General features: G+C 33.3%; 6 protein-coding genes. 3 read left to right on the plus strand and 3 right to left on the minus strand.

Annotated features, from left to right (window positions below; all coding sequences use genetic code 11):
- The first annotated feature begins 3 nt into the window (after nucleotides 1-3).
- Nucleotides 4-366 carry a DUF983 domain-containing protein gene (locus ASF10_RS07095; protein WP_056247110.1) on the plus strand — a complete coding sequence of 121 codons (363 nt, stop codon included), beginning with the start codon at nucleotides 4-6 and terminating at the stop codon, nucleotides 364-366.
- A gap of 71 nt (nucleotides 367-437) precedes the next feature.
- Complete coding sequence (gene fabD, locus ASF10_RS07100; protein ID WP_056247112.1) at nucleotides 438-1,313, plus strand: ACP S-malonyltransferase; 876 nt, start codon at nucleotides 438-440, stop codon at nucleotides 1,311-1,313.
- 503 nt (nucleotides 1,314-1,816) lie between these two features.
- On the opposite strand, the gene galE is transcribed toward fabD, so the two are convergent.
- Genes galE through ASF10_RS07115 form a run of 3 tightly spaced genes read right to left on the minus strand, consistent with a single transcriptional unit; the run spans nucleotide 1,817 to nucleotide 4,423 of the window.
- A complete protein-coding gene (gene galE, locus ASF10_RS07105) occupies nucleotides 1,817-2,830 on the minus strand; it encodes a UDP-glucose 4-epimerase GalE (protein ID WP_056247114.1) in 1,014 nt (337 codons plus the stop codon).
- A 15-nt stretch (nucleotides 2,831-2,845) separates the two neighbouring features.
- Nucleotides 2,846-3,286, minus strand: a complete 441-nt coding sequence (locus tag ASF10_RS07110; protein ID WP_056247117.1) for a nuclear transport factor 2 family protein — start codon at nucleotides 3,284-3,286, stop codon at nucleotides 2,846-2,848.
- 3 nt (nucleotides 3,287-3,289) lie between these two features.
- Nucleotides 3,290-4,423 carry a DegT/DnrJ/EryC1/StrS family aminotransferase gene (locus tag ASF10_RS07115; protein WP_056247119.1) on the minus strand — a complete coding sequence of 378 codons (1,134 nt, stop codon included), beginning with the start codon at nucleotides 4,421-4,423 and terminating at the stop codon, nucleotides 3,290-3,292.
- Between the two features lie 136 nt (nucleotides 4,424-4,559).
- Between ASF10_RS07115 and ASF10_RS07120 the strand changes: the two genes are divergently transcribed.
- A complete protein-coding gene (locus tag ASF10_RS07120; RefSeq protein ID WP_056247121.1) occupies nucleotides 4,560-5,789 on the plus strand; it encodes a 3-deoxy-D-manno-octulosonic acid transferase in 1,230 nt (409 codons plus the stop codon).
- Nucleotides 5,790-6,066 lie beyond the last annotated feature (277 nt).

Consider the following 6,066-nt stretch of genomic DNA (forward strand, 5'->3'; position numbering starts at 1 on the left):
ATCATGTCAAGTGCATTAACTCATATTTTAAGCAACGAATGTCCTATTTGTCATAAAGGAAAAGTTTTTAAAGACAAAAATATTTTTCTGAATTTTAGCTTACCAAAAATGAATGAATACTGTAGTCATTGTAATTACAAGTTTCAGAAAGAGCCTGGTTATTTCTTTGGCGCCATGTATGTAAACTACGGATTAACAGTCGCTCAGGGAATTGCCACGTATTGTATCGCACAGTTTTTCTTTGAGAAAAATTTCGATTTAAGAATCATTCCAATTATTGCTGTGGTGATTATTATCCTCACTTCTTTTAACCTTAGATTTTCAAGATTAGCATGGATTTACATGTTTAAGGATTATACGAAATAAAAAAATGTTATTTTTGCCTTTCTATTGAAACTAATTTTCAATTTAAAAAAATTCAATCTTAAATTAGACAAATGAAAGCATACGTATTTCCGGGTCAGGGCGCACAGTTTACAGGAATGGGCAAAGACTTATATGAAAGCTCGGCTTTAGCCAAAGAATTATTCGAAAAAGCTAATGAAATTTTAGGCTTTAGAATCACAGATATCATGTTCGAAGGTACTGCCGAAGAACTAAAAGAAACAAAAGTAACGCAACCGGCTGTATTTTTACACTCGGTTATTTTAGCAAAAACTTTAGGCGAAGATTTTAAACCAGAAATGGTTGCAGGACATTCTTTAGGAGAATTCTCTGCTTTGGTTGCCAACGGAACTTTATCTTTTGAAGATGGTTTGAAATTAGTTTCTCAACGTGCTCTTGCCATGCAAAAAGCCTGCGAAATTACTCCATCTACAATGGCTGCGGTTTTAGGTTTAGCTGATACTATTGTAGAAGAAGTTTGTGCTTCGATCGACGGAATCGTGGTTGCTGCAAATTATAATTGCCCGGGACAATTGGTAATTTCAGGAGAAACTACAGCAGTAGAAAAAGCTTGTGAAGCAATGAAAGCTGCCGGAGCAAAACGTGCTTTGATTTTGCCTGTTGGAGGAGCTTTTCACTCACCAATGATGGAACCTGCAAGAGAAGAATTAGCTGCTGCAATTGAAGCAACTACATTCTCTACTCCTATTTGTCCGGTTTACCAAAACGTAACCGCAAATGCTGTTTCTGATGCAAACGAAATCAAAAAGAACTTAATTATTCAATTGACTGCTCCTGTAAAATGGACTCAATCTGTACAACAAATGATCGCTGATGGTGCTACTTTGTTTACTGAAGTTGGTCCGGGGAAAGTATTAGCTGGTTTGATTAATAAAATCGATAAAGAAGCGGTTACTGCTAATGCGTAATTTTTAGTATTCAGTCTCAGTTTTTAGTTTTTCAGCTTAAAAACTATATTTATAAAAAATCCTCATAACGAAATATTTATGAGGATTTTGTTTTTTACTTTATTCTGAAAAATTATTATTTCCAAGGATAAGCTTTTATTCTTTTAGCCATTTCGTCCTTAAATTCTTCAGGAGTTAAACCTTTTGTAAATTCTGCATCAAAATCAAAAGTCTCGCGATCTTTTCCTGATTTTTGAATTTTATCTTTTCCCCACCATTCTCTGATTCTTCTAATTGATTCCGCTTTTGCATCCTCTAATGTTAATCCTTTTTCAAATTCTCCATCAAAATCAAACTCCCTTTTTTATTTTCTTCTTTTAAATCCATAATTCCTATAGTTCAATCTTACAAATTTACAAAATAAATTAACCCAAAATAAAAACCCCAAACAATCTAATATGACTATTTGGGATTTTTTATTTATACAGTCAATAACTGAAAACTGCCACTGAGACTGCAAACTATTAAGAACGAACCTTCTGTTCCCATTTCCAGGCACTTGCCATTGCTTCGTCTAAACTCAATTCAGCTTTCCAGCCTAAGATATTGTTTGCTTTGTCTGTATTTGCATAAGCTTCGGTGATATCACCTTCACGACGCGGCATAATTTTGTATGGTAATTTTTTATCGCTTACTTTTTCGAAACTATGAATTACTTCCAGAACCGAACTTCCTGTTCCGGTTCCTAAATTAAAGGTTTCTACTTTTTGCAAATTCTTTTTATTAAACAAACGCTGTAATGCAATTACGTGTGCTTTTGCTAAATCTACCACGTGAATGTAGTCGCGAACTGCAGTTCCGTCAGGAGTTGGATAATCATCTCCAAAAACTGATAATTCTTTACGCAATCCTACTCCTGTTTGTGTAATAAAAGGAACTAAATTTTGAGGAACTCCTAATGGTAATTCTCCAATTTCGGTACTTGAATGTGCTCCAACCGGATTAAAATAACGCAATAAAATTGCACTTATATTGGTTACTTTAGCTGTATCTATAATGATCTCTTCACCCATTTGCTTTGTATTTCCGTAAGGAGACATTGCTGTTTGTACGGGAGCATCTTCTGTAATTGGCATTTTTTCGGCTTGACCGTAAACAGTACAAGATGAACTAAAGATAAAACTCGCTTCAGGTTTTTGCTGTAATTCCTGCAAAAGATAGATTAAACTACTAATGTTGTTCTCATAATACAATAACGGATTTTCAACACTTTCACCAACTGCTTTTGAAGCCGCAAAATGAATTACTCCAGTAACATCATTGTGTTTTTTAAAGAAATCCTGAACCGCCGTTTTTTCTCTTAAATCTAATTTTTCAAATAAAGGCGTTTTTCCTGTAATCTTCGTTATTCCTTTTAAAACATCTTCTGTAGAATTCGAAAGATTATCAATTATCACAACTTCAAAGCCTTCATTTTGCAATTCGACTACGGTGTGAGAACCAATAAATCCTAATCCTCCTGTTACTAATACTTTCATTTTTTGGTTATTTTTTTATGTAGTTAATTTATAAGCTTGTCTCGCAATAAGAACCCAGTGATTTCTTTGCTTTTGCCAAACAAGCATTATTCCTATCTTAATATCCCTGTCGATTCCATCATCTTTAGTATGGGCAGACAGGATATGTCTCACTATTGCTACATCATTCTGAATGGTTATAGTTTGGTTTTGAAAATCTATCGATACAAAATCGGATTTCCCGCTAACTATTCCATCTATAAATTCTGCCTGATTTTGAAAATTACCATTCGAATGAACGTAACTTAAATTTTCAGAAGTTAACGCTTTTAATTTCGCTCCATCAGCATCAATCATTGCTTTACGCAAAATTTCTACCTGATTACCAACAGCTGCTTCTTCTTTAATATTCGGTTTTTGAGCAAAAGCCGAAAATTGTAACAGAATCAACAGGATTAAAAAACGGAAACTTTTCATGTTTTATTTATTTAAAAATTCTAAAACCGAATCTGTAATAAATTTAATTTGCTCATCATCTAATTCTGTGTGCATTGGCAAAGCAATAACTTCCTGAACCAATTGATTCGTAACCGGAAATTGCTCTTCTTTATAACGTGTATCTACATAAGCTTTTTGCGAATGCAACGGAATTGGGTAATAAATGGCACATGGAATCGCTTTATCTAATAAATGTTGCATTAAAGCATTTCTGTCTGCATCTACGATTCTTAATACATATTGATGAAAAACGTGATCATTTTCGTTTGCATCAAATTCCGGCGTTATAATGTGTGCGTTTCCTGCAAAAGCTGCATTGTATTTTGAAGCCGCCAAACGACGTGCTTTATTATACTCATCTAAAAGAGGCAATTTTGCATTTAAAACTCCAGCCTGAATACTATCTAAACGTGAATTTACACCCACAACATCATGGTGGTAACGCTCATACATTCCGTGATTTACGATTCCGCGGATAATGTGTGCTAATTTATCGTCATTTGTAAAAATTGCTCCACCATCTCCATAACAACCTAAGTTTTTAGACGGAAAAAATGAAGTTGCAGCAACATGACCAATCACTCCTACTTTGCTTTTTGTGCCTGATTTCGAAATATAATCAGCTCCAATTGCTTGTGCATTATCTTCGATTACATATAAATTATGTTCAGCAGCAATTTCCATAATCGCATCCATATTAGCAGCGCGACCAAATAAATGTACCGGAACAATTGCTTTTGTTTTTGGCGTAATTGCTTTTTTAATCGCATCGATATCGATGTTCATATTTGTAATATCAACATCTACCAAAACCGGAGTTAATTGCAATAAAGCTATAACCTCAACAGTCGCAGCAAAAGTAAAATCAGCAGTAATAACCTCATCGCCTGGTTTTAGATCTAATCCCATCATAGCAATCTGCAAAGCATCTGTACCGTTTGCACAAGGGATTACATGTTTTGCTCCCAAATAATCTTCAAGATTTTTTTGAAATTGATGTACTAAAGGTCCGTTTATATAAGTATTTGTATCTAAAACTTCTTGAATTGAAGCGTCAACGGTAGTTTTTATTTTCTCGTATTGACTCTTTAAGTCAACCATTTGAATTTTTTTCATTTTCAATATATTTTTAAAATTAAAGATCTGTTTCTAAATCAGAATCTCTAAAAGGAGGAACAAAAATAGTTATTTAATACCTTCAAACCAATGAAAATAATCGAAAGAAACGTAATTTAGCCACAAAAATAAACAGATGCTTTTTCTATATAATTTAGTTGTTTCTATTGCGGGGTTTTTTCTGAAAATTGTAGCCTTTTTTAGTCCGAAAATTAAACTTTTTGTCGATGGCAGAAAAGATGTTTTTACCATTTTAAAACAACAAATAAAACCAACCGACAAAACTATTTGGTTTCATTCTGCTTCATTGGGCGAATATGAGCAAGGTTTACCGGTAATCGAAAAAATCAAGGAAAAATATCCTCAGCATAAAATCATTGTTACCTTTTTCTCTCCATCCGGATACGAAGTGCGTAAAAATAATACAGTTGCTGATGTTACCATATATCTGCCATTAGACACCAAAAGAAATGCTCAGAAATTTTTAAAACTGGCACATCCGGAACTGGCCTTTTTTATTAAATATGAATTTTGGCTTAACTACCTAAAAGAACTGGAAACAAACAAAATCCCCACTTATTTAATTTCAGGAATTTTCAGGAACAACCAAATGTTTTTTAAATGGTACGGAGGATTTTACCGAAAAGCTTTAAAAGCATTCACCTACTTTTTTGTCCAGAATGAAAGTTCGAAGGAAAAAATTGAAAGCATAGGATTCCATAACGTTATTGTTTCCGGCGACACTCGTTTTGATCGTGTAAATGCAATTTTAGAAAGAGACAATACGCTTGATTTTATCGAAAATTTCAAAAACAACGCTCCTACTATAATAATAGGAAGCTCGTGGCCAAAAGACGAAGCTTTACTAATTGAATACATCAACCAGGCGCCTGAAAATGTAAAATTTATAATAGCTCCGCACAACATAAAAACTGACCAGATAGCGAGTCTTACATCACAAATCACAAAATCTACGGTCTTATTTTCAGAAAAAGAAAACAAGGATTTATCACCATACAATGTATTTATTATTGATACTGTAGGTTTACTTACTAAAATTTACAGCTACGGAACAATTGCTTATGTAGGAGGCGGTTTTGGAAATCCGGGAATTCACAATATCCTTGAACCTGCAACATTTGGAATTCCGATTGTGATGGGTCCAAATTATTCGAATTTTGCCGAAGCAGTTCAATTAGTTGCACTTGAAGGATGCATTGTAATTTCTAACCATAATGAGTTGAAACAAAATTTGGATCGTTTACTTAATGATGCAAAATTTTTAGAAGAAAAAAGTCGCATTTGCAAATCCTTTATTCAGGATAATAAAGGGGCAACAAATACCATTATGAATATCGTTTCTTAAGCGATTTATTAAAAGCACAAGAGGTTTACGGTCGTAATTAATCAAAAAAGAGCTTAAATAAGCTCTTTTTTAGCTTTCTGCACTTACCAAATAACAACACAAAAACAAAACAAACTGCAAGGAAGCGAATAAAAACAGCCAATTCTCTTATTGAATATTCAACAAAAAATAATTTATACAAAAAATACAATAATATAAGATAATTTCATAGTTTTGGCACATTCTTTGATAAATAAGATAATCGTGAGCAATGAAAATATTTTAAAAAAAAAATAAA

Source organism: Flavobacterium sp. Leaf82, assembly GCF_001422725.1.
In the GTDB taxonomy this organism is placed as follows: domain Bacteria; phylum Bacteroidota; class Bacteroidia; order Flavobacteriales; family Flavobacteriaceae; genus Flavobacterium.

Excerpts from the sequence above, each read along its gene's own strand:
- ASF10_RS07115 (WP_056247119.1), bottom strand. The coding sequence starts at position 4,423 with ATGAAAAAAATTCAAATGGTTGACTTAAAGAGTCAATACGAGAAAATA.
- galE (WP_056247114.1), bottom strand. The coding sequence starts at position 2,830 with ATGAAAGTATTAGTAACAGGAGGATTAGGATTTATTGGTTCTCACACC.
- ASF10_RS07110 (WP_056247117.1), bottom strand. The coding sequence starts at position 3,286 with ATGAAAAGTTTCCGTTTTTTAATCCTGTTGATTCTGTTACAATTTTCG.
- ASF10_RS07095 (WP_056247110.1), top strand. The coding sequence starts at position 4 with ATGTCAAGTGCATTAACTCATATTTTAAGCAACGAATGTCCTATTTGT.
- ASF10_RS07120 (WP_056247121.1), top strand. The coding sequence starts at position 4,560 with ATGCTTTTTCTATATAATTTAGTTGTTTCTATTGCGGGGTTTTTTCTG.
- fabD (WP_056247112.1), top strand. The coding sequence starts at position 438 with ATGAAAGCATACGTATTTCCGGGTCAGGGCGCACAGTTTACAGGAATG.